The sequence below is a fragment of the Streptomyces sp. NPDC031479 genome, from assembly GCF_055581065.1.
The window spans coordinates 1-26,832 of sequence record NZ_JBVIKC010000018.1 but is presented as its reverse complement, the minus strand read 5'-3'; the positions used below and the strand labels follow the sequence as shown (position 1 = coordinate 26,832).

The following is a 26,832-nucleotide window of genomic DNA, read 5'->3' as shown; positions in this document are numbered from 1 at the left end:
GCGGGCGGCGGGCGGCGGGCGGCGGGCGGCGGGCGGCGGGCGGCGGGCGGCGGGCGGCGGGCGGCGGGCGGCGGGCGGCGGGCGGCGGGCGGCGGGCGGCGGGACTTTGGCTGGTCCGTGTCGGGGAGGGTTTGGGGGTTTCCCGTCAGTCTCATCGTCCTTCCGCGTCGGGCCGGGCTGTCAAGGGCGCTCCCTTCGGTCGCGTCGCTTCGCGATGGCCTTCGGCCACCCTTGACAGCCCGTCCCGCCACGGAATGCCAAAGACTGCCGGGAAACCCCCAAAAGAACGGTCCACGGGGAGATCTTCGAGGGGCGGGCATCGCAGCGATGTGCGAGCCATCTCCGCCCAGTCCCGCATTCGGGCCCCGAATGGCCATCGGCCCACGGGCCGGGGCGTCCAGGCCGCACGAAAGGGTGACCAGACCGCCCGGCGGGCCCCACACGCACCGGATCGCTACGCGCTTCACTCGGCATAGCGTCTGCCGCCCGCCTGTGGCTGGACATAAGCCGCCCACGGCCCGGGGGCCTCGGTCTCTCACGCGAGCGCGGGCTGTTTGCCCCTTTTGGGGTGATGGGCGGGCTTCGGAGGGGCGCTGGTGCTGCCTGTCGGACTCTGAGGACGACTTTGTCGTCCTCAGAGTCCGACAGGACACCCGGGGACATCGATAGGCCCCTTCGGGGGCGGGGGTGATGGCCTGCCGGCCGTCAGCCGCCCGACAAGCCCGCCTACCGGCCGTCTTGGGCGGCCTATGTCCAGCCCCAGACGGGTCGCAGACGCTATGCCAAGAGAAGCGCGTAGCGATCTGGCGCGTGTGCCGTCCCGAAGGCGTGGCCGGGCGGTCTGGTCGCCGTTTGGGGTGGGCTGGCTGCCCCCGGCCCGGGATCTGATGGATGTGGGCCCGTATCTCGGTCTGCCCAGGCGGGGAGGGGTCGAGGGTCTCTGACCCGCCCCCCCTGCCATTGCTTCCCTCCCGGCCGTTTCCCTGGGGGCTTCCCGACAGTCTTTGGCATTCCGGGGCGGGACGGTCGGTCAAGGGTGGCCGAAGGCCATCGCGAAGCGACGCGACGAAGGAGCGCCCTTGAGGGACCGGCCCGACACGGAAGGACAGTGGACTGGCGGGACGCCCCCAGCCCTCCCCAGACCCGGACCAAGGGCGCACCGCCCACCCCCGACCCCGACCAGCCCCGTCGGGCCCGCACAGGGTTACACCCCCGCCCCGACCCCGCCCCGACCCTCAGCCCAGCTGGACTACCGCGCGGGACATGCCCAGGACCTTCTGGCCCGCGCTCATCGCCGTCAGGTCGACCCGTACGCGCTTGTCGTCCAGCTTGGCCGCGACCTTCGCCGTGACCTCGATCAGGGCGCCCTGATCGTCGTTCGGGACGACCACGGGCTTGGTGAAGCGCACCCCGTACTCGACGACCGCGCCCGGGTCGCCGGTCCAGTCGGTCACCACACGGATCGCCTCGGCCATGGTGAACATGCCGTGCGCGATCACGTCCGGCAGTCCGACCTCCTTGGCGAACTTCTCGTTCCAGTGGATCGGGTTGAAGTCACCCGATGCCCCGGCGTAGCGGACCAGCGTGGCGCGCGTCACGGGGAAGGACGCCGCCGGCAGCTCGGTGCCGACCTCGACGTCTGCGTACTGGATCTGCGCGGTCATCTCAGGCCTCCTCGGGGGCGCGGGACACGAGCTTGGTCCAGGCGGTCACCACGTGCTCGCCGGACTCGTCGTGGACTTCGCCGCGGATGTCGATGATGTCGTTGCCCGCGAGCGACTTCACGGCCTCGATCGTGGAGGTCACGGTGAGACGGTCGCCGGCCCGCACGGGGCGGACGTACGCGAACTTCTGGTCGCCGTGCACGACGCGGCTGTAGTCCAGCCCCAGCTGCGGGTCCTCGATGACCTGGCCCGCGGCCGCGAAAGTGATGGCGAACACAAAGGTCGGCGGGGCGATCACATCCTGGTGACCGAACGCCTTGGCGGCTTCGGGGTCGGTGTAGACGGGATTCTCGTCACCCACCGCTACCGCGAATTCGCGGATCTTCTCCCGGCCGACCTCGTACGGCTCGGTGGGCGGGTACGTCCGCCCCACGAAGGTCTGGTCGAGGGCCATGGCACTACCTCCTGTTGAAGGGACACGAAAGGCTGCGGACGACCGATCGACGATCATCGATCGCCGATCAAGAAACCGGAGCAGAAACGACACAAGGCCGCCCCCATTGAAGGGGACGACCTCATGACGGTGCCTATATTGAAGACTTCGCCAGGATCAGCGGGTCTCGCGGTGCGCGGTGTGCGAGTTGCAGCGCGGGCAGTGCTTCTTCATCTCCATGCGGTCCGGGTTGTTACGCCGGTTCTTCTTGGTGATGTAGTTCCGCTCCTTGCACTCCACGCAGGCCAGCGTGATCTTCGGGCGGACGTCGGTGGCAGCCACGTGAGTGCTCCTTGACGGACTATGGGACGGATGAACGCATAAAAGAGTAGCCGATCGGGAGACCGACCCCGCAATCGGCTACTGGGTGTAGCGGCGACCGGACTTGAACCGGTGACACAGCGATTATGAGCCGCTTGCTCTACCGACTGAGCTACGCCGCTTTGATGAGATCCGTTCCCCACCCGAGGGTGGGGAACCTCTCTCACCAGAGCCCCAATGCGGAATCGAACCGCAGACCTTCTCCTTACCATGGAGACGCTCTACCGACTGAGCTATTGGGGCGAGCGAGGAAGACATTACACGGTTGCCAGCCGATCGCCCAAATCCTTTGGGGGGACTGGGCTCGGAAGCCGGGACCAGGACTTTCCCCACCGGCCCCACACCCCGCCCTGGGCCACTTTCACCCCCGAATGTGCCCGGGGTCACACCCCGGGGTCACGCCCCGGGGATCCTTCCCGGCCCCACCCGGCTCCACCCGGCCCCGCCCGGGCGCCGGACGCATGGGCACCACACCGGTACGACTATTGAGCTCTTCCGCGAACCCGGGACCCCCGCGCCCTAGGCTCTGAGCACGCTGCGTGATCTTGGGCCGCGGGCTGCGGCCACGGCACAGGAACCGCCCGAGCCCCCGCAGGAGCGCGATGTCCGACAGCCAGCCGCAGCAGCCGTCCCACTCCCCGCGGAACCCCGCCGAAGGCCCTTCCCGCAACCCGGCCCGTGACCCCCTCGGCGGCCCCGCCCCCGAGGCGACCGGCCTCCTCCTCGCCGGGGCGCGGCTCACCGACGGCCGCACCGTCGACGTACGGCTCGGCGGCGGCCGGATCCAGGCCGTCGGGACGGCGGGCAGCCTCCCCGCGCCGGCCATGGCCCGGGTCGACCTGAGCGGGTACCTGCTCCTGCCCGCCCCCGCCGAGCCGCACGCCCATGGGGACACGGCCCTCACGGCCGACGGCGAGGGCCCCGTCTCGTACGCCCCCGACGACGTGCAGCGCCGGGCCACCGAGGCGGCGCTCCTCCAGCTCGGCCACGGCGCCACCGCCGTCCGCTCCCACGTGCGCATCGGGGACGTGCACGGCCTGGGTCCCATGGAGGCCGCGCTCCAGGCCCGTCGCTCGCTGCGCGGCCTCACCGACCTGACCACGGTGGCCGTCCCCCGGCTGCTGACCGGGGTGGCCGGCGCCGACGGGCTCGCCATGCTGCGCGACGCCGTCAAGATGGGCGCCTCGGTGATCGGGGGCTGCCCCGACCTGGACCCCGACCCGACGGGTTTCCTCGAAGCCGTCCTCGAACTGGCCGCAGAGCACGGCTGCCCCGTCGACCTGCACACCGACGGTGACGATCCGGGCCGTCTCGCCCGCCTCGCGGCGATGGCCGGGGGGCTGCGCCCCGGAGTGACCATCGGCCCGTGCGGCGGGCTGTCCCGGCTGCCGCTGGACGCGGCCGCGCGGGCCGCCGACCAGCTCGCCGCGGCCGGGGTGCGGGTGACCTGCCTGCCCCAGGGGGACTGCGCCGCACTGGAGCGCCGCGGCCTGCGCACCGCCCCCGTACGCCTCCTGCGCGCGGCCGGGGTCCGGGTCGCCGCCGGCAGCGGGGCGCTGCGGGACGCCGGGAACCCGGTCGGGCGGGGCGATCCACTCGAAGCGGCGTACCTGCTCGCCTCCCAGGGCGGGCTGCGCCCCGCGGAGGCCTACGAGGCGGTGAGCGCGGCCGCCCGCGAGGCCATGGGCCTGCCGGAGGTGCGGGTGGAGGCGGGGTTCCCGGCGGAACTGCTCGCCGTGCGCGGGGAACGGATCGCGGGGGTGCTGTCCCTCGCGTACAGCCGGATCGTGATCCACCGGGGGCGCGTGGTAGCCCGGACGAGTGCCGTACGGGAGTACTGCGATTCGGCGGTGGCGGTGGCCCTGGACCTGCCCAGGCAGGGCCGTACGGAGTCCGGGCCCTGAGCGTCCGGGGGCCGTTCGCGGGCGTGGGCGCCCGGTCCGTCGTACGGTCGGGACATGCGCATCGTCATCGCGGGTGGACACGGTCAGATCGCGCTGCGGCTGGAGCCCCTGCTCGCCGCGCGCGGGTACGAGGTCGCGGGCATCATCCGTGATCCGGAGCAGGGCGCCGATCTGCGGGCGGCCGGCGCCGAACCGGTGCTGTGCGACCTGGAGTCTGCTTCGGTCGAGCACGTGGCGGGGATCCTGCAGGGCGCGGACGTGGCGGTGTTCGCCGCCGGGGCCGGTCCGGGCAGCGGCGCGGAGCGCAAGGACACCGTGGACCGGGGTGCGGCGGTGCTGTTCGCCGACGCCGCCGAACGGGCGCGCGTGCGGCGCTTCCTGATGGTGTCCTCGATGGGCGCCGACTCCCGCCACGACGGGGGCGAGGTCTTCGATTTCTACCTGCGGGCCAAGGGCGAGGCCGACGACCACGTCCGCACGCGGCTGGGGCTGGAGTGGACGGTCCTGCGTCCGGGCGCCCTGACGGACGAGGCCGGTACGGGTCTGGTCCGGCTGGAGGCGCGCACCGGCCGGGGGCCGGTGCCGCGCGAGGACGTGGCGGCGGTGCTGGCGGAGCTGGTCGACACTCCGGCGACGGCCGGTCTGACGCTGGAGCTGGTGTCGGGTTCGACGCCGGTGTCGGTGGCGGTGAAGGACGTGGCGGGCAACTGAGGGCGGGGGGCGGGACGTGCCGAGTGCCCGTCAGAAGTCGGCCTCCAGCTCGTCGTCGGAGCGGCCGACGGATTCCTGCTGGAAGCGTTCCCGGTAGGTCCGCCGGATCCGTTCGACGCGGGTGTCGCGCTCCTCGGCCTCCTTCTCGGGGTAGAGCAGGACGACTTCGTAGGAGGTTTCGCGGACGATCGCGCCACCGGGGCCGCTCCGTCGGCCGTAGCCGTCCCGGAGGGTCAGTCCTCCGGGGAAGGCGGGGGTGACCTCCCGGTCCAGGAAGCGCATGAACTCGCCGCGGCCGACGGGGTCCCTGCCGCCGGGGCGTTCGGTGCCGAAGTAGAGCCGGGTTTCCCGGTAGGGCTCCCCCGCGTGCCCGTGGAGCGTCGTTCCGAGCAGGGCCGGGATGCCCGCGCCGAGGAGGGCGGCCAGCACGCCGCCGCCGACCTTCCCCCGTGTGTCCGATGTCCATGTCACGCCCCGTGAACGACGGTCCGTCCACATCGGTGCGCCCGAGTGGCCCGATAGGGTCACCCCGGAATCGGCCGCAGGGGGCGGTCGTGCGAGGCGGCGGGGTCGGGGCATGGGCGAGGGCGACTGGCGGATCGGTGCGGCGGAGGGTGGCCGGCTCGCCGCCAGGTGGTGGAAGTGGGCCCTGTCCGCGCCGGTCGACGAGAGCCCCGTGGCCGATACGACGGGGGCCTACGCGGGGTGGCGCCAGCCGTCGGACCTGTGGTTCCTGGCGGGCACCTTCGGCGGCCGGGTGGTGCGCCGGTGCAGCGTCCCGGCGGGGCGGCGGCTGTTCTTCCCGGTCCTGAACACCCAGCGGCCGGTGGTGCCCTTCGTGACCAAGCCGTGGCGCCTGGAGGCGACCCGGGCCTCCGCGGCGCTGAACAGCACGCCCCTGCCGTTGAGCGAGTTCGCCTCGAAGCCCTTCCTGAGCATGGGCATACCCCGGGTCGCCTGGGGTCTGTGGTGCGCTCTCGCACCTCTTCCGGCGGGTCAGTTCGTCCTGGAGATCCAGGCGGCCGACACCCAGGGCTTCTGGGTCGACACCACGTACCACCTGACGGTGACCGATCCGGCGGCCGCGTAGGCCGGGCCGGGCGCGCGGGTGTACGAAGAAACCCCCGCCCACTGCGCTTCCGCAGATGAACGGGGGTTCCACTCGCGTGGCGGCGCCAGGGTTCGAACCTGGGTAGGCTGAGCCGGCAGATTTACAGTCTGCTCCCTTTGGCCACTCGGGCACACCGCCAAGATCGCTGCCATCTTTCCGCCTTTCGGCGGCGCTCCTTGGCAACGACGTAAACAATACCCGATGCTCGGGGGTGGTTCGCCACCGGATTGATCAGCGCTGCGCGCGGGTGCGGTGGCTAGGCTTTGCGGAGCGGTCCGGGGATGTCCGGCCGCGCCCTCCGGGGCACAACGCAGCCGACTTCAAGGAGCCACAGCACATGGCCGACTCCAGTTTCGACATCGTCTCGAAGGTCGAGCGGCAGGAGGTCGACAACGCCCTCAACCAGTCCTCGAAGGAGCTCTCGCAGCGCTACGACTTCAAGGGCACGGGCGCGTCGATCGCCTGGTCCGGCGAGAAGATCCTGATGGAGGCGAACTCCGAGGAGCGCGTCAAGGCCGTCCTCGACGTGTTCGAGACCAAGCTGGTCAAGCGCGGCATCTCGCTGAAGGCGCTGGACGCCGGCGAGCCGCAGCTGTCCGGCAAGGAGTACAAGATCTTCGCGACGATCGAGGAGGGCATCTCCCAGGAGAACGCCAAGAAGGTCGCGAAGATCATCCGGGACGAGGGCCCCAAGGGCGTCAAGGCCCAGGTCCAGGGTGAAGAGCTGCGCGTCAGCTCCAAGAGCCGCGACGACCTCCAGGCCGTCCAGGCCCTGCTGAAGGGCAAGGACCTGGACTTCGCGATCCAGTTCGTGAACTACCGCTGACCGGCGCCTGTGACGCGCCGCTGAGCGGACCCGCGGGGCACAGCGGGGGCAGATCGCCGAGGCCTTCCTCGGCGGCCGCCCGCGCTGTGCCCTTCGTCGTGTCGGCGCCCGTCAGGGGCGTGTGCCCGGCGTGAACGGCGCACGCTCCTCCGCGGCCCCCTCATGGTCACTAGGCGCGGGCCGGTGCGCCCGTCACGCTGGGTGAAACATCAACCACCGCGTGACAGGGGGTTCCCGCATGCCTGGGGCCGGCAGTTTCCGTGCGGACTTCGGGGCGTCCGTCGTCGTGGCGCTGGTCGCGCTACCGCTGTGCGTGGGGGTGGCCGTCGCCTCCGGGGTGCCGGCCGAGCTGGGCATCGTCACCGGGGTGGTCGGCGGCCTGGTGACCGGCTGGTTCCGGGGTAGCTCGCTGCAGGTCAGCGGCCCGGCCGCCGGGCTGACGGTGCTGGTCTACGAGGCCGTGAGCGCCTACGGACTGCCCGCGCTCGGGGTACTGGTACTGGCCGCCGGGCTGCTCCAGCTCGTCATGGGCGCGCTGCGGCTGGGCCGGTGGTTCCGGGCGATCTCCGTGGCCGTCGTGCACGGGATGCTCGCCGGGATCGGGCTGGTGCTGATCGTGGGACAGCTCTACGCCCTGGGCGGCGTCGCGGCCCCGGGGCGGACGCTGGCCAAGCTGGGCGCGATGCACGAGCTCGGGGCGCGGGCGGACTGGGCGGCGGTGGCGCTCGGCGCCGGGACCATCGCGGTGCTGGTGCTCTGGCGGCGGGTGCCGCCCCGACTGCGGCTGGTGCCGGGGGCGCTCGTCGGGGTGGCCGCCGCCACGGCCGCGGCCGCGCTGCTGCGGCTGCCCGTGGAGCGGGTGCGGGTGACGGGGGTGCTGGACGCCGTGGCGCCGCCCGACTGGAACGACTTCGGGGTGCTGGCGTCCGCGGGGGCCGTCGGGACGGTGATCGCGCTCGCGCTGATCGCCTCGGCCGAGACCCTGTTCAGCGCGGCGGCCGTCGACCGGATGCACCAGGGGCCGAGGACCGAGTACGACCGGGAGCTGATCGCCCAGGGGGTGGGCAACACCGTCTGCGGTCTGCTCGGAGCGTTGCCGATGACCGCCGTCATCGTGCGCAGCTCCGCCAACGTGGAGGCCGGGGCCCGCACCCGGGCCTCGCGGATCCTGCACGGCGCCTGGCTGCTGTTGTTCGCCGCCGTGTTCCCCGGGGTGCTGGAGGCCGTGCCGCTCGCGGCGCTCGCCGGGGTGCTGCTGCACGCGGGCTGGAAGCTGCTGCCGGCGCGCGCGGTGGCCGCCCTGTGGCGGTCCCACCGGGGGGAGGCGGTGGTGCTGCTGGCGACGGCCGTCGCCATCGTGGCGACCAGCCTGTTCGAGGGGGTGCTGGTCGGGCTGGGGCTCGCCGTGGCCAAGGCGGCCTGGGAGACCTCCCACGTGCACATCGAGGAGGTCTGGGAGGGCGAGGAGCTGTGCGTCCGGGTCGTGGGGAACGCCAGCTTCCTGAAGCTGCCCAAGCTGCTGGACTCCCTGGAGGCGGTACCGCACGCCACGTCGGTGCGCCTCGACCTCAGCGGGCTGCGGCACCTCGACCACGCCTGTCTGACGGCCCTGGAGGGGTGGGAGCGCACGCGGACGCCGCTTCCCGGCCGGGAGGGCGTCATCTAGGGCACATATCCTCCGCGCGTGGACAACGAGTTGAGACGCACCCTGGGCGTGTCGGACGCGGTCGTGGTGGGGCTGGGTGCGATGGTCGGCGCCGGGATCTTCGCGGCCCTGGCCCCGGCGGCGCGGGCGGCGGGCGGCGCCCTCCTCGCCGCTCTGGCGGTGGCGGCCCTGGTGGCCTACTGCAACGCCCGTTCCTCGGCGCGGCTCGCCGCCCGCTACCCGTCCTCCGGCGGGACCTACGTGTACGGGCGCGAGCGGCTCGGTCCCTTCTGGGGGTACCTGGCCGGCTGGGGCTTCGTGGTGGGCAAGACGGCCTCCTGCGCGGCGATGGCGCTCACCGTGGGTGCGTACGTGTGGCCCGGACGGGAGCACGTCGTGGCCGCCCTGGCGGTGGTGGCGGTGACCGCGGCGGGCTGCGGCGGGGTGCGGAAATCCGCCCGGACGGCCCGGCTGATCGTGGTGGCGGTACTGGCCGTGCTGGCCGCGGTGGTGGTGGCGTGCCTGACGTCGGGGGCGGCGCAGTCAGGCCGGCTCGGTGGGGCGGCCCCGGGGGCGGTCGGGTTGCTGCAGGGGGCGGGGCTGTTGTTCTTCGCCTTCGCGGGCTATGCGCGGATCACCACCCTGGGCGAGGAGGTGCGCGATCCGGAGCGCACGATCCCGCGCGCGGTGCCGATCGCGCTGGGGATCGCCCTGTGCGTGTACGCCGCCGTGACGGTGGCGGTGCTGTCGGTGCTCGGGGCCGAGGTGCTGGCGGGGTCGACGGCCCCGCTGGCGGACGCGGTGCGGGCGGCCGGGTGGCCCGCACTGGTGCCGGTGGTCCGGGTGGGGGCGGTGCTGGCCGCGCTGGGCTCCCTGCTGGCCCTGGTGCTCGGGGTGTCGCGGACCGTCCTGGCGATGGCCCGGGACGGCCATCTGCCGCGTCCGCTGGCCGCCGTTCATCCCGGGCGGCAGGTCCCGCACCGTGCCGAGGCGGCCGTGGGCGCGGTCGTGGCGGTGCTCGCGGCCACGGTCGATCTGCGGGGCGCGATCGGCTTCTCCTCCTTCGGAGTGCTGGCCTACTACGCGATCGCGAACGCCTCCGCGTGGACTCTCGGTTCAGCTGTCAAGGACCGGGCCGTGGCAGCGGTCGGGCTGTCCGGCTGCGTACTGCTCGCCTGCGCACTGCCCCTCGCCTCGACGGTGACGGGGGCCGCGGTGCTGGCGTTGGGGGCGCTGTCCTACGGGGTGCGCCGCCGCTCGGGCTCCGGGAGCTGAGCTGGAACCGAAGCGGGTTCCAGAGGTCTTCTCCGGGGCTCGCCCCTCCCCCGCGCGGGCTGCGGCGGACGGCGGCGGCGCGGGGGCCGGAGGGAGGCCGTGCGGGGCCGCACGGGTGCGGCCGGGCGGGTCCCCGTACCGCCCGCAGGGCCTGTTCCGCGGCTCCGGGGGCGGCGCGCGCAGGGGCTCACCCGATATGTGACTTGCTGGAGCAACTGCTCGGTCTCGTTCATGTGTTCATGGTGCGGCACGCCACCGACAGTCCACCAGGCCTGTGGATAACCCCCGGAGGCAGGGCCACCGGGGGTGTGGTGAGCAGGTCAGCGGGAGGCGAAGGGGGCGTCCGTCGGGACGATTTCGCGGCCCAGCGGAAGCAGGGAGAGGGGGACCATCTTGAAATTGGCGATGCCGAAGGGGATGCCGATGATCGTGATGCACAGGGCGATGCCGGTGACGATGTGGCCGATGGCGAGCCACCAGCCGGCGAGGACCAGCCACAGGACGTTGCCGATGCACGAGCCGGCGCCCGCGTCGTGGCGCTCGACCGTGGTGTAGCCGAAGGGCCAGAGGGCGTAGACGGCGATGCGGAAGGCCGCGATGCCGAACGGGATGCCGATGATGGTGATGCAGAGCAGCACCCCGGCGAGGCAGTAGCCGAGGAAGAGCCAGATCCCGCTGAGCACGAGCCAAATGACGTTCAGGATGAGTTTCACTGACTGCGCCCCGCCATCTGTTCGAGTCGGGCGATGCGCTCGGCCATCGGAGGATGCGTCGAGAACATCTTGGAGAGCCCCTCGCCGGGCCGGAACGGGTTGGCGATCATCATGTGGCTCGCCGTCTCCAGCCGGGGTTCCGGGGGCAGGGGGAGCTGCTTGGTGCCTGCGTCCAGCTTGCGCAGCGCACTGGCCAGCGCAAGGGGGTCGCCGGTGAGCTGGGCCCCGGAGGCGTCCGCCTCGTACTCGCGCGAGCGGCTGATGGCGAGCTGGATCACGGAGGCGGCCAGCGGGCCCAGGATCATGATCAGCAGCATGCCGAAGAAGCCGGGGCCCTCGTCGTCGTTGGACCGGCCGACCGGGATCAGCCAGGCGAAGTTCACCAGGAACATGATCACGGAGGCCAGGGCTCCGGCGACCGACGAGATCAGGATGTCCCGGTTGTAGACGTGGCTCAGCTCGTGGCCGATGACCCCGCGCAGCTCGCGCTCGTCGAGGATCCGCAGGATGCCCTCGGTGCAGCAGACGGCGGCGTTGCGCGGGTTGCGGCCGGTGGCGAAGGCGTTGGGGGCCTCGGTCGGGGAGATGTAGAGCCGTGGCATGGGCTGGCGCGCGGACGTGGAGAGCTCGCGCACCATCCGGTAGAGCTCGGGGGCCTCGAATTCGCTGACGGGCCGGGCGCGCATCGCGCGTAGAGCCAGCTTGTCGCTGTTCCAGTACGCGTACGCGTTCGTCCCCAGGGCGACGATGACGGCGATGATCAGGCCGGTCCGTCCGAAGAGGCTTCCGATGAGGATGATGAGTGCGGACAGCCCGCCGAGGAGTACGGCGGTCTTCAGCCCGTTGTGCCGGCGGTGCACGGTACGCCCTCCAAGTGGTGCGGCAGGGGAGCCCCGTCCTGTCCGGGGTCTTCGGTCCAGTGGACCCTCCCTTCCTGGTCAACGCGAGGTGGGAGCTCCTGGTTCCCCGGGCACGACGGCGCCGCCGCCCCCGTGGCCTGGGCCGGGGGGCGGCGGCGGGCGTTGCTCCGTTCGGGTCGCCGCGTCGGGCTACTGCGGGAAGAGGGTGCCCGAGGCGAACCGCAGGACCAGCTGGGGAGCTCCGGAGAGGACCAGGGCGGTGACCGCGGTGAGGGCGATCGCGGCCTTGACCGGCGGGGGCGTCTTCGCGCGTACGGCCCCCTCGGCCGCTCCCTCGGCCGCCCCCTCCTGCGCGGGGCGGAAGAGGAGCGCCGTCCAGCGCAGGTAGTAGTACAGGGCGACGACGACGTTGACGGCCATGAGCACGGCGAGCCACCCCAGGCCCGCGTCGACGGCGGACCGGAAGACGACGACCTTGGCGAAGAGGCCGATGATGCCGGGCGGCAGGCCGGCCAGGCAGAGCAGGAAGAAGGCCATCGAGAGGGCGGCGAGGGGGCGCTCGGCGTACAGGCCCCGGTAGTCGCTGATGCGGTTCAGCGGCTTCGTACGGGCGACCAGGGCGACCACGGAGAAGGCACCGAGGTTCACGGTGGCGTACATCAGGGCGTACGCGACCGTGGAGCCGATCTGGTCGCGGCCGGAGTACGCGGCCGCGGCGATCGGGACGAGCAGGTAGCCGGCCTGGCCCACGGAGGACCAGGCGAGCAGCCGGACGGCGCTGTTGGGGCGGTCCGGGGACTGGCGCAGGGCGGCGGCGTTGCCGAGGGTCATGGTGAGCGCGGCGAGGACGGCCAGGGCCGGGCCCCAGACGTCGGAGTACGCCGGGAAGGCGATCACGGTGACGAGGACGAGGCCGGTGAAACCGACGGCCTTGCCGATCACGGAGAGGTAGCCGGCGACGGGCAGCGGGGCGCCCACGTAGGTGTCCGGGACCCAGAAGTGGAAGGGCACGGCCGCGGTCTTGAAGGCGAAGCCGACGAGGGTGAGCGCGACACCCGCCATGGCGAGGTTGTCGAGCTGCCCGGGGACGTCTTCGAGCCGGTCGGCGACCTGGGACAGGTGCAGGGAGCCGGTGGCTCCGTAGACGAAGCTGACGCCCATCAGGGACACGGCGGTGGCGGTGACCGAGGACAGGAAGAACTTGAGGGCGGCCTCGGAGGAAAGCCGGTCGCCGCGGCGCATGCCGACGAGGGCGAAGGCGGGCAGCGAGGCGACTTCGAGGGCGACGATCAGGGTCGCGAGGTCGCGCGCGGCGGGCAGCAGGGCCGCGCCGGCGGCGGAGGAGAGCAGCAGGAACCAGTATTCGCCGGCCGGGATGCGCCCCTCGCGGACGGCGGTCAGCGACAGGAGGGCGGTGACCAGGGCTCCGGCCAGCACCAGGAACTGCACGACGAGCGCGAAGTGGTCGGCGGTGTAGCTGCACGCGGCGGGGTCGCCGGTGAGGCAGAAGGTGGTGCGGTCCCCGGCGCGCAGCGGCAGCAGGGCGGCGGTCGCGACGGCCAGGCCGGCGACCGAGATCCAGCCGAGGAGCGGCTTGCGGGCCTCCGGGACGAAGAGGTCGGCGACCAGGACGAGCAGGGCGACGGCGGCGGGGACGACCACGGGCGCGATCGCGAGCCAGTCGACGGACTGGACCAGGGTGGCGGTGTCGGCGGCGAGGACCGTGGGGGCCGTCATGCGTTGCCTCCTGCGAGGAGCTTCTGGACGGCCGGGTCGGTGAGGCCGAGGAGGGTCGCGGGCCACAGGCCGGCGAGGACGGTGAGGGCGACGAGCGGGGTCCAGGCGGCGAACTCGTAGTGCTGGACGTCCGCGAGGGAGACCTCGGGACCGGCCTTGGGGTCGCCCATGCAGACGCGGCGGACGACGACCAGCAGGTAGGCGGCGGTCAGCAGGGTGCCGAACGCGCCGACGGCCATGTAGGTGAGGAAGGCCGGGCGGGACAGGCCCTCGGCCGGGTCGAAGGCGCCGAACAGGGCCAGCATCTCGCCCCAGAAGCCGGCCAGGCCGGGCAGTCCGAGGGAGGCGACGGCGGCGAAGGCGAGGAGCGCGCCGAGGCGGGGGGCGCGGCCGTAGAGGGCCGCGCCGGTGACTCCGGCGAGGGTGTCGAGGTCGCTGCTGCCGTAGCGGTCCTTGAGGGCGCCGACCAGGAAGAAGAGGAGGCCGGTGATCAGTCCGTGGGCGATGTTCGCGAACAGCGCGCCGTTGACCCCGGTGGGGGTCAGGGTGGCGATGCCGAGCAGGACGAAGCCCATGTGGCCGACGGAGGAGTAGGCGATGAGCCGCTTGAGGTCGCCCTTGTTGCCCTTGCGGGCGAGGGCCAGGCAGGCGAGGGACCCGTAGACGATGCCGACGGCGGCGAAGGCGCCGAGGTACGGGGCGAAGGTGTGCATGCCGTCGGGGGTGATGGGCAGCAGGATGCGGACGAACCCGTACGTGCCCATCTTCAGCATCACGCCCGCGAGCAGCACGGAGCCGACGGTGGGGGCGGCGGTGTGGGCGTCCGGCAGCCAGCTGTGCAGCGGCCACATCGGGGTCTTCACGGCGAGGCCGAGACCGATGGCCAGGACGGCCAGGATCTGGGTGGTGTGGGACAGTTCGCGGCCGTTGTCAGAGGCGAGTGCCACCATGTCGAAGGTGCCGCTGTTCAGTCCGATCAGCAGCAGTCCGAGGAGCATGACCACGGATCCGAGGAGGGTGTACAGGATGAACTTCCAGGCGGCGGCCTGCCGCTGAGCACCGCCCCAGCGGGCGATGAGGAAGTACATCGGGATGAGGACCATCTCGAAGGCGAGGAAGAAGAGCAGCAGGTCGAGGACGGCGAAGGTGGCGAGGGTGCCGGCCTCCAGGACGAGCAGCAGGGAGACGAAGGCCTTCGGGGAGGGGCCCTCGGGGAGCTTGTAGTAGCTGTACACCGCGCAGAGGAAGAACAGCAGCGCGGTCATCAGGAGGAGGGGGAGCGAGATGCCGTCGATGCCGAGGTGGATCCGGATGTCCAGCGCCGGGATCCAGCTGATGTCCGTCGTCGCCTGGAAGCGGGACGGGGCGTCGTGGTCGAAGCCCAGGGCGAGGGCGATCGCCGCGGCGAGGACGACTCCGGTGACGGTGACGCCGTGGCGCAGGACCGCCTGGTCGGGGTTCTTGCCCTTGAGGCCGGGCGGGGCGGGCAGCAGGGCCGCGACGGCCCCGAGGAGCGGTACGGCCACGGTGAACGCCAGAAGGAACTGCATCACGGACGGGCTGATATCAATCACGGCTGACTCACGGCTCACGATCCGGCGTTGACGTTGGCGAGGACGGCGGTGGCGATCGCCAGGACCACGGCGCCGGCGAGCAGGGCGCTCAGGTAGCTCTGCACGTTGCCGGTCTGGGCCCGGCGTACGAGGGCGCCGAGCAGCCGGGGGCCGGCGCCCGCGCCGCGGACGTACGTGTCCACGACCTCGCGGTCGAGGAAGCGGACCAGGGTCGCGGCGGCCCGGACGGGGCGGACGAACAGCCGGTCGTACACGGCGTCGAGATGGAAGCCCTCGGCGGCGTGGCGGTGCAGGGGGCCGAGGAGCGCGCGGCCCGGGTCGGGGGCGGGCCCGGCCGGGACGACGGGGTGCTCGTGGGTGACCTCGGCGACCTCGGGGGTCTCGGCGGCGGACTCCACGGCGGCGAGCGCGGCGGACTCGGCGGCGGCGACGGAGGCGGGCACGGGGGCGCCCGCGGCCGGGCCGACGGGGGCCGTTCCGGGTGCGGGTGCGGTCGTGGCGCGGGCGGCGGCGGTGGCGGCGGCCTTGGCCGCGGCACGCTGCCAGAGGCCGTAGGTCAGGACCACGCCGATGAGGGCGGCGCCCGTGCCGAGGACCGAGGTGGCCACGGTCGGGGTGAGCTCCCTGCCGCCGAACCAGTCGGCGAGGTTTCCGGCGGCGAGGCCGAAGCCGACCGTGGGAATGGCCAGCAGCCACAGCACGCCGGTCATGGCGACGGGCTCCTTGCCGTGGTCGGGGGCGGCGGCGCCCCGGCCGCGGAAGGCCATCAGCCACAGCCGGGTGGCGTAGGCGGCGGTGAGCAGGGCCGTCAGCACGCCGGCGACGAGCACCAGCCAGCCGGCGGCGGCGGGCGCGGCGTCGGAGTGTCCGGTGGCGGTCTGCTCGGCGGCGACGAGGACGGCTTCCTTGGAGAAGAAGCCGGCGAAGGGCGGGATGGCGGCGAGCGCGAGCAGCGCGAGCGTCATCGTCCAGAAGGCGTCGGGGATGCGCTTGGCCAGGCCGTCCATGCGGGACATGGCGGCCAGGGAGTTCGTTCCGGCGGCGTGGATGATGACGCCCGCGCCGAGGAAGAGGAGCGCCTTGAAGGCGCCGTGGGACAGGAGGTGGAAGACGGCGGCCGCGCGGTCGCCGACGGCCAGGGCCCCGGTCATGTAGCCGAGCTGACCGATCGTGGAGTAGGCGAGCACCCGCTTGATGTCGTCCTGTGCCAGGGCGGCGAGGGCGGAGCCGATCATCGTGACGGCCGCCATGACGGCCATGACCACCAGTGCGGCGCGCGAGGCCTCGAAGACGGGCAGGAGGCGGGCGACGAAGTAGACGCCGGCGGCGACCATCGTCGCGGCGTGGATCAGCGCGGAGACCGGGGTGGGGCCCGCCATGGCGTCCGGGAGCCAGGTGTGCAGCGGGAACTGGGCGGACTTGCCGGCGACGCCCGCGAGCAGGAGCAGCGCGATCAGGGTCGGGTGGTCGAGCCCGCCGGAGGCGACGGTGCCCAGGACCTTGGTGATCTGGAAGGAGTCGGCGTCGGTGGCGAGGGCGAACAGTCCGATGAGGAAGGGGACGTCGCCGAGCTTGGTGACGAGGAAGGCCTTGAGGGAGGCGGATCGGGCCGCTTCGGTCTCCCAGTAGTGGCCGACCAGGAAGTACGAGCAGATGCCCATGACCTCCCAGCCGACGAGCAGCACCATGAGGTCGCCGGAGTAGACGACGACCAGCATGGCGGAGGTGAAGAGGGAGACGAGCGCGGCGTACGAGGGGTACCGCGGGTCGTCGCGGAGGTAGGCCGTCGAGTAGAGCTGTACGCAGGTGGCGACCACCCCGACGAGGACGGCGACGAGGACGGCGAAGCCGTCCAGGTACAGCGACAGGTCGATGGGCACCGAGCCGGTCGGGGTCAGTTCGGTGGCGGTCTCGATGGCCGGGCCGCCGCCCTGGCGGACGGCGACGAACACGGCCAGTACGGCGGCGCCCAGCGTCGGCAGGATGGCCAGCGGCCGGACGAACCCGGGGGCGGTGCGGCCGAGGAGCAGGCCTGCCACCGCGCCGAGGAAGGGCAGGACGGGGACGAGGACCGCGAGGGTCGTGGTGCTCACGCGGCGACCTCCGGCCGGGCGGTGTTGTCGTCGGGCCGGGCGGGCTCGTGGCCCTCGGCGGTGTCGCGCAGCTTGTCGACGTCCGAGGTGCCGCGGTTGCGGTACACCATCAGCACGATCGCGAGGCCGATGCCGATCTCGGCGGCGGCGATGGCGATCGTGAAGAGCGTGAGGGCCTGTCCGGCGTGGAGGGTGTCGCGCAGCCAGACGTCGAAGGCCACCAGGTTGAGGTTGACGGCGTTGAGCATCAGCTCGACGGACATCAGGACCAGGATGGCGTTGCGGCGGGCGAGCACTCCGTAGAGGCCGGTGGCGAACAGGAGCGCCGCCAGGACGGCGGGGTAGGCGAGGTGCATCAGCGCTGGCCCTTCCCGGTGCGGGCGGCGGCGTCGGCGGCTTCCTCGGCGGCGGTGTTGCGCCGGGAGAGCACGATGGCGCCGATGAGGGCCGCGAGGAGGAGGACGGACAGTGCTTCGAAGGGGAGCACCCAGTGCTGGAAGAGGATCTCGCCGGTGACCTTGGTGGAGCCCTGGGCGGGTCCGTCGAGGTCGATCCAGGTGGTGCGGAAGGCGTCGACCACGACCCAGACGAGCGCGGCGCCCGCGGGGCCGGCGACGCCGAGGGCGACCCAGCGGTTGCCGGAGTCGGCGTCCGGTGAGCGGCCGATGGGGGCCTTGGTGAGCATGAGTCCGAAGAGGAGGAGGACGACCACGGAGCCGAGGTAGATCAGGACCTGGACCCAGGCGATGAACTCGGCGGTCAGCAGGAGGTACTCGACGGCGATCCCGCCGAGGGCGACGACCAGCCAGAGGGCGGCGTGCACGAGCTGCTTGGTGGTGACCGTGACGAGGGCGGCGCCGAGGGTGGCGAGGCCGACGAGGACGAAGGCGATCTCGACGCCGGTCGGCGAGAGGAAGCCGTGGCCCGCGGCGGCCAGGGGGGCGGTTGCGATGCTCACGCGTCGGCCTCCGGGGTGGTCGGGGGCGTACCGGGCGCGGTGTCGGCCGCCCGGTCCTGGGCGGCGGCAGCGGCGGCGGCAGCGGCGGCTTCGGCCTTGTCCACGGCCTTGCGGGCGGCGGCGATCTCCTTGGGCTCCTCGGCGGCGGGGTCCAGGGCGGGCGGGGCCGGCACGGTCCACATCCACTCGCGCAGCTTGTCGCGCTCGTGGGTGAGCTCGTGGATGTCGGTCTCCGCGTACTCGAACTCCGGCGACCAGAAGAGGGCGTCGAAGGGGCACACCTCGATGCAGATGCCGCAGTACATGCAGAGGGAGAAGTCGATGGCGAAGCGGTCGAGGACGTTGCGGCTGCGCTCGCGGCCGCCGGGGGTGGCGGCGGGCACCGTCTCCTTGTGGGAGTCGATGTAGATGCACCAGTCGGGGCACTCGCGGGCGCACAGCATGCAGACCGTGCAGTTCTCCTCGAACAGGCCGATGACCCCGCGGCTGCGGGGCGGGAGCTCGGGCTGCGTCTCGGGGTACTGCGCGGTGTGCGCGCGCTTCGTCATCGTGCGCAGGGTGACGGCCAGGCCCTTGGCGAGGCCGGATCCGGGGATCGGGGGCATTACTGGATCGCCACCTTCACGATGCCGGTGAGCGCGATCTGGGCGAGCGCGAGGGGGATGAGCGCGGTCCAGGCGAGCTTCTGGAGCTGGTCCTCGCGCAGCCGCGGGTAGCTCACGCGGAGCCAGATCACGACGAAGGCGAGGACGGCGACCTTGAGGAGGGTCCAGATCCAGCCGAGGCCGTCGCCGCCGAAGGGGCCGTGCCAGCCGCCGAGGAAGAGGACGGTGGTGAGGGCGCACAGGACGACGATGCCGGCGTACTCGGCGAGCAGGAACAGCGCGAATCGCAGGCCGGTGTACTCGGTGTACGCGCCGAAGATGATCTCGGAGTCGGCGACGGGCATGTCGAACGGGGGCCGTTGGAGTTCGGCGAGGCCGGCGGTGAAGAAGACCAGCGCGCCGATGATCTGCCAGGGCAGCCACCACCACTCGAAGGCGTTGACGATGCCGGGCAGGGACACGGTCCCGGCGGCCATGGCCACGGAGGCGGCGGCGAGCAGCATGGGCAGCTCGTACGCGAGCAGCTGGGCGGCCGTCCGGAGGCCACCCAGCAGGGAGAACTTGTTCGCGGAGGCCCAGCCGCCCATGAGGGAGCCGAGGACTCCGATGCCCATGACGGCGAGCGCGAAGAAGAGGCCGGCGTCGATGACCTGGCCGACGGCGCCCTCGCCCGGCCCGATGGGGATGGCCAGGAGGACGAGCAGGTACGGCAGCAGCGCGACGGCGGGGGCGAGCTGGAAGATCCGCCGGTCGGCGTTGGCCGGGACGATGTCCTCCTTCTGCGCGAACTTCACGCCGTCGGCGACGAGCTGGGCCCAGCCGTGGAAGCCGCCGGCGTACATGGGGCCGAGGCGGCCCTGCATGTGCGCCATCACCTTGTGTTCGGTCTGTCCGACGACGAGCGGGAGCACGAGGAAGACGGCGAAGACGACGATGAGTCGCAGGGCGACGTCGAGGACGTCGTTCACGCGTCGCCTCCGGTGGTGTCGGGATCGGAATCGGGATCGGGCTGGGGCTGGGGGGTGCCGGGCTCGGCCTTGGGCTCAGCCTCGGGCTTGGGCTCGGGGCCGGCCCCGGCCCCGGCCTTGGGCTCTGGCCCGGCCCCGGGGTCCGGGGGTGCGGCCGGCGACCCGCCGGGGTCTTCGAAGGCGGGCTTGGGGTTGTGCCAGGGGGCGTCGTCGCTGCGCGGGGCGGAGCGACGGGGTGCGTCCGGCCGCGGGGTCGTCCCGGTGTCCGCGGCCGGGGCCGCCTGGCTCGCCGAGCCGTCCGATGCCGAGCGGCTACGACGGACCGGACGCGCGGCGTCCGGGGCGGCGGTGCCCGGAGCGGCAGCGGAACCCGGGGTGGCGGGGTCCGCCGCCGGGGCCGCCTGGCTCACCGAGCCCTCCGACACCGAACGGCTACGACGGACCGGACGGGCGGTGTCCGGAGCGGCGGTGTCCGGAGCGGCCGTGTCCGGAGCGGCGGCGTCCGCCGCCTGGGTGGCCGAGCCCTCCGTCACCGAGCGGGTGCGCCGGGCCGCCGGGGCCTCCCCGGCCGGACGCGGACGGCGGGCGGGGGCGCCTTCGCTGGCCGCGCGCGGGGTGCGGGCGGGGCGGGCGGGGGCCGGCGGGAGCTGGCCCTTGAGGGGACCCCAGTCGTTCGGGTCGGGCACCCCGGGCGGCAGCATCTGCCGCCGCTTGGGCGCGTCCGGGTCGTGGGCCTCGCCCGGCTCCTTCGCTCCGGGCCACGCCTTGGCGACGCGCGCCGCCAGCACGAAGTCCTTGCGCAGCGGGTGCCCCTCGAAGTTCTCGGGGAGCAGCAGCGGGACGAGGTGCGGGTGGTCGGTGAAGGTGACGCCGAACATCTCGTACGTCTCGCGCTCGTGCCATTCGGCCCCGGCGTACACGGCGACGGCGGACGGCAGGGACGGGGCCGCGTGCGGGACGGTGGTGCGCAGCAGCAGGCGGCGCACGCGGTGGTTCTCCAGGGAGACGACGTGCGCGCAGATCCGGAAGCCCGTGCCGGGCTCGTCGACCGCGCTCAGCCAGTCGAAGTAGGTGCAGCCCAGCTTGTCGCGGGCGATCTCCAGGGCGGGGATCCACGATCCGACCGGGACGTCCACGGTGAGGACGTCGTACGAGAAGGAGCCCACGGCCTCGGCGCCGAAGAGGGTGGGGGCCGCGTCGGGGAGGGAGTCGTAGAGGTTCACGCGCCGGCCTCCGGGGCGGAGACGGGGGCGGGCGGGGGCGTGACGAGGCCGCTGGTCAGCTGGGAGACCGAGGGGGCCGCCGCGTACCGCTCCGCGAGGGACTCCCGAGCGATCTTCTCCTGGAGCTTGAGGATGCCCTGGAGGAGCGCTTCGGGGCGGGGCGGGCAGCCGGGGACGTAGACGTCGACCGGGATGATCTGGTCGACGCCCTTGGTGACCGAGTACGAGTCCCAGTAGGGGCCGCCGCAGTTGGAGCAGGCGCCGAAGGAGATGACGTACTTCGGCTCGGGCATCTGCTCGTAGAGCCGCTTGACGGCCGGCGCCATCTTGTCCGTCACCGTGCCCGAGACGATCATCAGGTCGGCCTGGCGCGGGCCCGGCGCGAAGGGGATGACGCCGAGCCGGATGAAGTCGTGGCGGGCCATGGAGGCGGCGATGAACTCGATCGCGCAGCAGGCGAGCCCGAAGTTGAACACCCACAGGCTGTAGCGGCGGCCCCAGTTCAGGACCACCTTCATGGGCTCCGGGGCGAGGCGGGAGAGGACTCCCAGGCGCTTGGGCTCCGGGAGCAGCTCGGGCTGGACCGTCACGTCCACCTGCGGTGTCACGTCCATTCGAGGACGCCCTTCTTGTACGCGTAGAGCAGGCCGACGGCCAGGAAACCGAGGAAGACGAACATCTCCACCAGGGTCGTGGCGCCGTAACCGGCGGCGGCGAACACCGTCGCCCACGGGAAGAGGAAGATCGAGTCGACCGCGAAGATGACGTAGAGGAAGGCGTAGACGTAGTAGCGGACCTGGGTGTGTGCCCAGCCCTCGCCCACGGGGTCCACACCGCACTCGTAGGTCAGCAGCTTCTCGGGGGTCGGGACGACGGGCCGCAGCAGGCGGCCGGCGCCGAAGGCCACCGCCACGAAGAGCACGCCGAGGACCGCGAGCAGGCCGACGACCGAATAACTCCGGAAGTAGTCCGCGGCGGTCACGGTCACGGTCGATACCGTTGGGTCGGGCACGTCCGTTTCCTCGCTCCTCGGCCACTGTCGACGATCTGGTTGATCTGGTACGGACGGGAGTCTAGGGCCTGGGCTGCGCGGGGTGGGGTTATCCCCCGTTCACTGCCGCCGGGCCGCCCCATGGCATCGGCCGGACGGAATTGGCAGGCTGTCCGGCATGACCGTGAACGATCAAGCTCCGTTCCCTCCTCCCGTCCGCCCCGCCTTCGACGCGGTCACGTGGAAGGAGATCGCTCATCTGCTGGGCAATCTGCCGGTGGCGTTGATCGGTTTTGTTTACACGGTGTTCATGGTCGCCACGACCGGCGGCCTGTCCGTGACCGCCGTCGGACTGCCCCTGCTCGTTTGTGGCCTCTACGGGGCTCGCCTGCTCGGGAAGTTCGAGCGGATGCGCGCGCGGGCCCTGCTGGGGGTGCGGGTGGCCGAGCCGACCCCGCTGCCGGGGCCGCGGCGCGCGGGCGGGTTCTTCGCCTGGCTGTGGGCGGGCGTGAAGGACCCGGTGGGCTGGCGGACCGTGCTGTACGAGCTGGTCCGGCTGCCGTGGGGGGTACTGACCTTCACGGTAACGCTGACGGGCCTGTTCGTGCTGTGGCCGGTCCTGCCGTACCTGGTCCGCGGCATGGCCAATGTGGACCGGGCGCTGGTACGGGGCCTGCTGTCGCCCTCGGACGAGCTGGAGCGGCGCATCGCGGAGCTGGAGTCGGGCCGCGGGGTGGTCGTGGACACGGCGGCGGCCGACCTGCGGCGCATCGAGCGGGACCTGCACGACGGGGCGCAGGCACGGCTGGTCGCCCTCGCGATGGGGCTGGGTCTGGCGAAGGAGAAGCTGCTGGAGGACCCGGAGGGGGCGGCGGCGATGGTCGACGAGGCGCACGGGGAGGTGAAGCTCGCCCTCCAGGAGCTGCGGGACCTGGCGCGCGGGATCCACCCGGCCGTGCTGACCGACCGGGGCCTGGACGCGGCCCTGTCCTCGGTGGCCTCGCGCTGCCTGGTGCCGGTGAAGGTGTCGGTGGACCTGCCGGCCCGGCCGGCGGAGGCGATCGAGGGGATCGCGTACTTCACGGTCTCCGAGCTGCTGCAGAACGTCAGCAAGCACGCGGGGGCGCGGAGCGCGAGCGTCGAGGTGTGGCGGGCGGGGCCGCGGCTGTTGATCCGGGTCTCGGACGACGGGCGGGGCGGGGCGCGGATGGCCGGCGGGACGGGGACGGGGATGGCCGGTCTCGCGGAGCGGCTGCGGGCGGTGGACGGGGTGTTCGTGGTGGATTCCCCTGAAGGGGAGGGCACGGTGGTCTCGGCGGAGCTGCCGTGGCGGGAGCGGGGGTAGGCGGTACGGATCCTTTGCCGGGGGCGGAGCCGGGGTCGGGCCCGGAGCCGGGGCCGACCCAGAGCCGGTACCCGGATCGGGAGCCGGGATCGGAATCAGGGGAGGCGATTCGGAGAGCAATCGGGGAGCGGGGATCTAGCGGGGCTTTCGGCCTGGGCGGGCCGGGCCCCGCCCGTGTGTCCGGGTTCGGGGGCGGTCATCCGGGTCTCCTGGGACCCCGCATCGCGGGTCCCGGGGGCGGTCGTCCCGGAAATCGGGGTCCGGGGTCCGGTGGGTGGGGTCAGGGGTTCGGGGGTCCGGAAGTGGGGGCGGAACGCAGCGGTGTGGGGTGGACCGCCGCGGCGCCGCCCGCCAGGCCGGAGCGAGTCGGACCGCCCTCGGGGTGGGCCGCCCTCGGATGGGTTGCCGTCGGGTGGCCCGTCGCCAGGCGGGTCGTCGTGGGGTGGGGTTAACCCCCGGGAGCAGAGGCCGACCCGCCGCATGGTCCGGAATAGGGCCGGGCGGCAGGCTTGAAGCCGTCAAGGACACGAGGAAGGGCGGGGCGGGATCATGGGCAACGGCATGGGCGGCAGCGGCGGCCCGGGCGGCAGCGGGCTCGCCGCCGTGCTGCGGGCACCGGTGGCGGCGCGGACCTGGCGGGAGTTCGGGTACCTGCTCATCGGGCTTCCGCTGAGCGCCCTGTACTTCTGCGTCGCCGTGACGGGCGTGGCCGTCGGCGCCGGGCTGCTCGTCACCTTCCTCGGGGTGCCGGTCCTGGCCGGTGTCCTCATGGTGTGCCGGGGCTTCGGGCGGATCGAGCGCGGCCGGGTACGTTCGCTGCTGCGGATGCCGGTCGCCGAACCGGCGCCGGTCCGGGCCGGCAAGAGCGGGGCCCTGGCGAGCATGGGGGCGCTGCTCAAGAGCGGGAGCGCCTGGCGCCACGTGCTGTACTCGGTGGTGCACTTCCCGTGGGCGGTGTTCGCCTTCTGCCTCGCGCTGACGCTGTGGGCCTACGGGTGGAGCGCCCTGCTGTACCCGCTGTGGTTCTGGGTGTTCCCCGCCTTCACCGACCAGCCCGGCCTCCAGCTCTTCCAGAACGGCGACTACCGCTTCTACCTCGACTCGCCCGTCGCCGTGGCGGCCACCTGCCTGGCCGGGCTCCTGGTCACCCTCGCCACGCCCTGGGTCATCCGCGCCCTGACCGGCGTCGAGCGGATCCTGGTCGGCGGGCTGCTGGGTCGCTCCCGCCTCGACGACCGGGTCCGGGAGCTGGAGTCCGACCGCGGGGTGGTCGTGGACACGGCGGCGGCCGACCTGCGGCGCATCGAGCGGGACCTGCACGACGGGGCCCAGGCGCGGCTGGTCGCCCTCGCGATGGACCTGGGTCTGGCGAAGGAAAAGCTGACGGAGGACCCGGCGGGGGCCGCCCGGATGGTGGACGCGGCCCACGGGGAGGTGAAGGTCGCCCTCCAGGAGCTGCGGGACCTGGCGCGCGGGATCCACCCAGCCGTGCTGACCGACCGGGGCCTGGACGCGGCCCTGTCCTCGGTGGCCTCGCGGTGCGCCGTGCCGGTGAAGGTGTCGGTGGACCTGCCGGCCCGGCCGGTGGCGGCGATCGAGGGGATCGCGTACTTCACGGTCTCCGAGCTGCTGCAGAACGTCAGCAAGCACGCGGGGGCGCGGGGCGCGAGCGTCGACGTGTGGAAGTCCGGGGGGCGGCTGCTGGTCCAGGTCGCGGACGACGGGCGGGGCGGGGCGGATCCGCGGGGCGGGACGGGGCTTGCGGGGCTCTCCGAGCGGCTGGACGCCGTGGACGGGGTGCTGGTGGTGGACTCCGAGGCGGGGCGGGGGACCACGGTGACGGCGGAGCTTCCCTGGCGGGCCTGACCTTGCCCTGGCCGGGCCTTTACGGGGCTTCCCCGGGGCTTCCCCGGCGGCCCCCGGCCAAGCCGCGGTGCCGGGTGCGGTGCCGCTGTGCCCCGTGCCCGGTGCCGCTGCGCGGGGCTGCTCCCCGCCCCGCCCTTCGCCCGTTCCCCCCTCAGGCGCCGGGGAGGCTGTCGGCTCGGTGCGGGCCGTCTCCCGGGGGCTCCGCCCCCGGACCCCCGCGCCTCAAACGCCGGCGAGGCTGGATTTTGGCGGCGTCGGCCCGGCATCCGCCCGCCCCACACACCCGCGAAGCCAGAGTTTGGCGGCGTCGGCCCCGCATCCGCCCGCCCCACACACCCGCGAGGCCAGAGTCTGGCGGGGTCGGCCCCGCATCCGCCCGCGCCACACACCCGCGAAGCCAGAGTTTGGCGGCGTCGGCCCCGCATCCGCCCGCGCCGCGAGCGTCGCTGAGGCTGGAATGGGACGGCGCGGCTTGATCGGGCCGGATTTCGTTCGTCCCGCACGCACTTGTTGACCAAGACCGCCCTTTACCGGGCCTTTGGGCTGGGATGCTTGGCTCGGCCAGGGAAACCCGGCTGCCGGGAATGGGTTCCGGATGACGAGTGGACGCGGGAGCTGCTGAACGTGGACGACAGGGTGCGGGTGGTCATCGCCGAGGATTCAGTGCTGCTGCGCGAGGGCCTGACCCGGTTGCTGACCGACCGGGGGCATGACGTCGTGGCCGGCGTCGGGGACGCGGAAGCCCTGATCAAGACGGTGGCGGACCTCGCGGCCGAGAACGCGCTGCCGGACGTGGTGGTGGCCGACGTCCGGATGCCGCCGACGCACACCGACGAGGGCGTACGGGCCGCCGTACGTCTGCGCCGGGAGCATCCCGGGATCGGGGTGCTCGTGCTGTCCCAGTACGTGGAGGAGCAGTACGCCACCGAACTGTTGGCCGGTTCCAGCACCGGAGTGGGGTATCTGCTCAAGGATCGCGTGGCCGACGTTCGAGAGTTCCTCGACGCCGTCGTCCGGGTGGCCCGGGGCGGTACGGCCCTGGATCCCGAGGTCGTGGCCCAGTTGCTCGGCCGGAGCCGCAAGCAGGACGTCCTGGCCGGTCTGACCCCCCGCGAGCGGGAGGTATTGGGCCTGATGGCGGAAGGGCGCACGAATTCCGCGGTGGCCAAGCAGCTCGTGGTCAGCGACGGAGCGGTCGAGAAGCACGTCAGCAATATCTTCATGAAGCTCGGGCTGTCCCCGAGTGACGGGGATCACCGGCGCGTACTGGCGGTCCTCACCTATCTGAGGTCCTGATCAACTGACACTCTGTCAGGTAGAGCACACCGGCACAGGTCGGGGGATTCGGAATATTCGCGTAGAGCACGACGTCTGTCGGACAGACCGGCCCGGAAGGGCCGGTCCATAATGCGGGCGCCCAGGGGCCGAAAATCCTCACGGACGTAGGGTTGGCCTTGGGAACGAACGCCCGCGCCTCGAAGGAGGTCCAGTTCAGTGACCAGCCAGGTCAGTAGCCCGGCCGAGCAGGCCGACGGGGCCGGTGGGTCCATCGGCGAGCAGCGCAGCGAGCGCGCGCCCGATGGAGCCGGCAAGGAAATCCGCCGCGTGGACCGCGTGATCATCCGTTTCGCGGGTGATTCGGGTGACGGTATGCAGCTGACGGGTGACCGTTTCACGTCGGAGACGGCGTCGTTCGGGAACGATCTTTCGACGCTGCCGAATTTCCCGGCGGAGATCCGGGCGCCTGCCGGGACGCTGCCGGGTGTGTCGTCGTTCCAGCTGCATTTCGCGGATCACGACATCCTCACTCCGGGTGACGCGCCGAACGTTCTGGTGGCGATGAATCCGGCGGCGCTGAAGGCGAACATCGCGGACGTGCCGCGTGGTGCGGAGATCATCGTGAACACGGACGAGTTCACGAAGCGGCCGATGGCGAAGGTGGGGTACGA

General features: G+C 72.7%; 26 protein-coding genes and 3 tRNA genes. 10 read left to right on the top strand and 19 right to left on the bottom strand.

Annotated elements, in window-relative coordinates:
* Window positions 1-1,235: 1,235 nt before the first annotated feature.
* The 5 genes from ACZ5D2_RS21195 to ACZ5D2_RS21175 all read right to left on the bottom strand — a co-directional run bounded on the left by ACZ5D2_RS21195 (window position 1,236) and on the right by ACZ5D2_RS21175 (window position 2,721).
* The gene (locus tag ACZ5D2_RS21195; RefSeq protein WP_030241244.1) at window positions 1,236-1,664 is read right to left on the bottom strand and encodes a MaoC family dehydratase; all 429 of its coding nucleotides are present in this window, start codon (window positions 1,662-1,664) and stop codon (window positions 1,236-1,238) included.
* Window position 1,665: 1 nt separating this feature from the next.
* Entirely contained in the window at window positions 1,666-2,118 is a 453-nt protein-coding gene (locus tag ACZ5D2_RS21190; protein WP_007265874.1) for a MaoC family dehydratase N-terminal domain-containing protein, read from the bottom strand.
* Window positions 2,119-2,274: 156 nt separating this feature from the next.
* On the bottom strand, window positions 2,275-2,439 hold the full coding sequence (rpmG, locus tag ACZ5D2_RS21185) for a 50S ribosomal protein L33 (protein ID WP_007265873.1): 165 nt from the start codon (window positions 2,437-2,439) through the stop codon (window positions 2,275-2,277).
* A gap of 88 nt (window positions 2,440-2,527) precedes the next feature.
* Window positions 2,528-2,600: transfer RNA gene (locus ACZ5D2_RS21180), tRNA-Met, on the bottom strand.
* A 48-nt stretch (window positions 2,601-2,648) separates the two neighbouring features.
* Window positions 2,649-2,721: transfer RNA gene (locus ACZ5D2_RS21175), tRNA-Thr, on the bottom strand.
* Window positions 2,722-3,080: 359 nt separating this feature from the next.
* Between ACZ5D2_RS21175 and ACZ5D2_RS21170 the strand changes: the two genes are divergently transcribed.
* Both ACZ5D2_RS21170 and ACZ5D2_RS21165 read left to right on the top strand, forming a co-directional pair.
* Window positions 3,081-4,382, top strand: a complete 1,302-nt coding sequence (locus ACZ5D2_RS21170; RefSeq protein WP_371677148.1) for an amidohydrolase family protein — start codon at window positions 3,081-3,083, stop codon at window positions 4,380-4,382.
* Window positions 4,383-4,436: 54 nt separating this feature from the next.
* A complete protein-coding gene (locus ACZ5D2_RS21165) occupies window positions 4,437-5,093 on the top strand; it encodes an SDR family oxidoreductase (protein WP_371677149.1) in 657 nt (218 codons plus the stop codon).
* A 30-nt stretch (window positions 5,094-5,123) separates the two neighbouring features.
* Here the strand turns inward: ACZ5D2_RS21165 and ACZ5D2_RS21160 are convergent, their stop codons facing one another.
* Window positions 5,124-5,564: a DUF3574 domain-containing protein gene (locus tag ACZ5D2_RS21160; protein WP_468931074.1), complete on the bottom strand. Its 441-nt coding sequence runs from the start codon at window positions 5,562-5,564 to the stop codon at window positions 5,124-5,126.
* A gap of 106 nt (window positions 5,565-5,670) precedes the next feature.
* On the opposite strand from ACZ5D2_RS21160, the gene ACZ5D2_RS21155 reads away from it, so the two are divergent.
* The gene (locus tag ACZ5D2_RS21155; protein WP_371677151.1) at window positions 5,671-6,183 is read left to right on the top strand and encodes a hypothetical protein; all 513 of its coding nucleotides are present in this window, start codon (window positions 5,671-5,673) and stop codon (window positions 6,181-6,183) included.
* Between the two features lie 77 nt (window positions 6,184-6,260).
* On the opposite strand, the gene ACZ5D2_RS21150 is transcribed toward ACZ5D2_RS21155, so the two are convergent.
* Window positions 6,261-6,342, bottom strand: a tRNA-Tyr gene (locus tag ACZ5D2_RS21150).
* Window positions 6,343-6,541: 199 nt separating this feature from the next.
* Here ACZ5D2_RS21150 and ACZ5D2_RS21145 point away from each other — a divergent pair.
* The 3 genes from ACZ5D2_RS21145 (at window position 6,542) to ACZ5D2_RS21135 (ending at window position 9,950) form a co-directional block, all read left to right on the top strand.
* Window positions 6,542-7,030, top strand: coding sequence for a YajQ family cyclic di-GMP-binding protein (locus ACZ5D2_RS21145; protein ID WP_371677152.1), 489 nt, complete (start codon window positions 6,542-6,544; stop codon window positions 7,028-7,030).
* A gap of 238 nt (window positions 7,031-7,268) precedes the next feature.
* Complete coding sequence (locus ACZ5D2_RS21140; protein WP_371677153.1) at window positions 7,269-8,696, top strand: SulP family inorganic anion transporter; 1,428 nt, start codon at window positions 7,269-7,271, stop codon at window positions 8,694-8,696.
* Between the two features lie 18 nt (window positions 8,697-8,714).
* Window positions 8,715-9,950, top strand: a complete 1,236-nt coding sequence (locus tag ACZ5D2_RS21135; protein WP_371677154.1) for an APC family permease — start codon at window positions 8,715-8,717, stop codon at window positions 9,948-9,950.
* A 320-nt stretch (window positions 9,951-10,270) separates the two neighbouring features.
* Here ACZ5D2_RS21135 and ACZ5D2_RS21130 read toward each other — a convergent pair whose 3' ends face one another.
* The 12 genes from ACZ5D2_RS21130 to ACZ5D2_RS21075 form a co-directional block, all read right to left on the bottom strand.
* Window positions 10,271-10,663, bottom strand: coding sequence for a YccF domain-containing protein (locus tag ACZ5D2_RS21130; RefSeq protein ID WP_371677155.1), 393 nt, complete (start codon window positions 10,661-10,663; stop codon window positions 10,271-10,273).
* Complete coding sequence (htpX, locus tag ACZ5D2_RS21125; RefSeq protein WP_468931067.1) at window positions 10,660-11,523, bottom strand: zinc metalloprotease HtpX; 864 nt, start codon at window positions 11,521-11,523, stop codon at window positions 10,660-10,662. Before htpX ends, ACZ5D2_RS21130 begins: the two co-directional genes overlap by 4 nt.
* A gap of 189 nt (window positions 11,524-11,712) precedes the next feature.
* Window positions 11,713-13,260 (bottom strand): NADH-quinone oxidoreductase subunit N, encoded by a 1,548-nt coding sequence (locus tag ACZ5D2_RS21120; RefSeq protein WP_468931064.1) that lies wholly within the window; start codon window positions 13,258-13,260, stop codon window positions 11,713-11,715.
* On the bottom strand, window positions 13,257-14,810 hold the full coding sequence (locus tag ACZ5D2_RS21115; protein WP_371681189.1) for a complex I subunit 4 family protein: 1,554 nt from the start codon (window positions 14,808-14,810) through the stop codon (window positions 13,257-13,259). The genes ACZ5D2_RS21120 and ACZ5D2_RS21115 overlap by 4 nt, the downstream gene beginning before the upstream one ends.
* A 38-nt stretch (window positions 14,811-14,848) precedes the next feature.
* Complete coding sequence (locus ACZ5D2_RS21110; RefSeq protein ID WP_468931061.1) at window positions 14,849-16,927, bottom strand: NADH-quinone oxidoreductase subunit 5 family protein; 2,079 nt, start codon at window positions 16,925-16,927, stop codon at window positions 14,849-14,851.
* Window positions 16,924-17,283 carry an NADH-quinone oxidoreductase subunit NuoK gene (nuoK, locus tag ACZ5D2_RS21105; protein WP_030241213.1) on the bottom strand — a complete coding sequence of 120 codons (360 nt, stop codon included), beginning with the start codon at window positions 17,281-17,283 and terminating at the stop codon, window positions 16,924-16,926. Before nuoK ends, ACZ5D2_RS21110 begins: the two co-directional genes overlap by 4 nt.
* Window positions 17,283-17,885 carry an NADH-quinone oxidoreductase subunit J family protein gene (locus ACZ5D2_RS21100; RefSeq protein ID WP_371677159.1) on the bottom strand — a complete coding sequence of 201 codons (603 nt, stop codon included), beginning with the start codon at window positions 17,883-17,885 and terminating at the stop codon, window positions 17,283-17,285. The genes nuoK and ACZ5D2_RS21100 overlap by 1 nt, the downstream gene beginning before the upstream one ends.
* Window positions 17,882-18,490, bottom strand: coding sequence for a NuoI/complex I 23 kDa subunit family protein (locus ACZ5D2_RS21095; protein ID WP_371677160.1), 609 nt, complete (start codon window positions 18,488-18,490; stop codon window positions 17,882-17,884). Before ACZ5D2_RS21095 ends, ACZ5D2_RS21100 begins: the two co-directional genes overlap by 4 nt.
* A complete protein-coding gene (locus ACZ5D2_RS21090) occupies window positions 18,490-19,458 on the bottom strand; it encodes a complex I subunit 1/NuoH family protein (protein ID WP_371677161.1) in 969 nt (322 codons plus the stop codon). The genes ACZ5D2_RS21095 and ACZ5D2_RS21090 overlap by 1 nt, the downstream gene beginning before the upstream one ends.
* Window positions 19,455-20,681, bottom strand: coding sequence for an NADH-quinone oxidoreductase subunit C (locus ACZ5D2_RS21085; RefSeq protein WP_468931056.1), 1,227 nt, complete (start codon window positions 20,679-20,681; stop codon window positions 19,455-19,457). The genes ACZ5D2_RS21090 and ACZ5D2_RS21085 overlap by 4 nt, the downstream gene beginning before the upstream one ends.
* Window positions 20,678-21,295, bottom strand: coding sequence for an NADH-quinone oxidoreductase subunit B (locus ACZ5D2_RS21080; RefSeq protein WP_266841090.1), 618 nt, complete (start codon window positions 21,293-21,295; stop codon window positions 20,678-20,680). Before ACZ5D2_RS21080 ends, ACZ5D2_RS21085 begins: the two co-directional genes overlap by 4 nt.
* Window positions 21,286-21,693 (bottom strand): NADH-quinone oxidoreductase subunit A, encoded by a 408-nt coding sequence (locus ACZ5D2_RS21075; protein ID WP_030241197.1) that lies wholly within the window; start codon window positions 21,691-21,693, stop codon window positions 21,286-21,288. The genes ACZ5D2_RS21080 and ACZ5D2_RS21075 overlap by 10 nt, the downstream gene beginning before the upstream one ends.
* 157 nt (window positions 21,694-21,850) lie before the next feature.
* Here ACZ5D2_RS21075 and ACZ5D2_RS21070 point away from each other — a divergent pair, with 157 nt between their 5' ends.
* The 4 genes from ACZ5D2_RS21070 to ACZ5D2_RS21055 form a co-directional block, all read left to right on the top strand.
* Window positions 21,851-23,017 (top strand): sensor histidine kinase, encoded by a 1,167-nt coding sequence (locus ACZ5D2_RS21070; protein ID WP_371677164.1) that lies wholly within the window; start codon window positions 21,851-21,853, stop codon window positions 23,015-23,017.
* A 549-nt stretch (window positions 23,018-23,566) separates the two neighbouring features.
* Entirely contained in the window at window positions 23,567-24,883 is a 1,317-nt protein-coding gene (locus tag ACZ5D2_RS21065) for a sensor histidine kinase (RefSeq protein WP_371677165.1), read from the top strand.
* A gap of 636 nt (window positions 24,884-25,519) precedes the next feature.
* Window positions 25,520-26,179 (top strand): response regulator transcription factor, encoded by a 660-nt coding sequence (locus ACZ5D2_RS21060; protein ID WP_030241187.1) that lies wholly within the window; start codon window positions 25,520-25,522, stop codon window positions 26,177-26,179.
* 198 nt (window positions 26,180-26,377) lie between these two features.
* Window positions 26,378-26,832: 2-oxoacid:acceptor oxidoreductase family protein (locus ACZ5D2_RS21055; RefSeq protein WP_468931051.1), on the top strand; the 455-nt coding region annotated here is incomplete at its 3' end.